1 protein-coding gene is annotated in these 397 nt (G+C 59.4%); it reads right to left on the bottom strand.

Features of this window, described 5'->3' with window-relative positions; all coding sequences use genetic code 11:
* A partial coding sequence (locus tag FJV41_RS56430; protein ID WP_220138070.1) for a TrkA C-terminal domain-containing protein occupies positions 1 to 397 on the bottom strand: 397 nt, incomplete at both ends.

The raw sequence follows: 397 nt of genomic DNA, 5'->3' as shown, positions 1-397 counted from the left end.
ACGCCTGCCCGGTTAAGCCGGGAGATCACTACGTCATAGCGCTGTTTGACGTGCAGATCGCGTATTTTCTTCCCCAGCACTTTTTCGTTAGTGACCACCACCCGCTCCACTTTCAGATCGGTGCCGCGCGTCGACAGCGAGGTGGCCACCTCCTGGCCTATCACCAGCTGCGCATTGTGCAAATCCTCAGGTCGCCCCACCAGGTGCAGCAGGTCGCCAGCCTGGATAAGGGTGCCCGGCGCAGGCACCATCAACAGCTCACCGCGTTTCAGCCGCGAACAGACGATGTTGTCGTTGTTGAGCATCGGCACATCCTGAATCGCCATCTGGTTGAGGTTGGGGTTTTCCACCCGCACGTTGATGGTGTGTAAATGGGCGTGGCCGTTGCCGCTGCTCT

Source organism: Myxococcus llanfairpwllgwyngyllgogerychwyrndrobwllllantysiliogogogochensis (genome assembly GCF_006636215.1).
Classification (GTDB): Bacteria; Myxococcota; Myxococcia; order Myxococcales; family Myxococcaceae; genus Myxococcus; species Myxococcus llanfairpwllgwyngyllgogerychwyrndrobwllllantysiliogogogochensis.
Note: the sequence above shows the minus strand (reverse complement) of the source record. Positions and strands in the feature narration are given on the sequence as shown.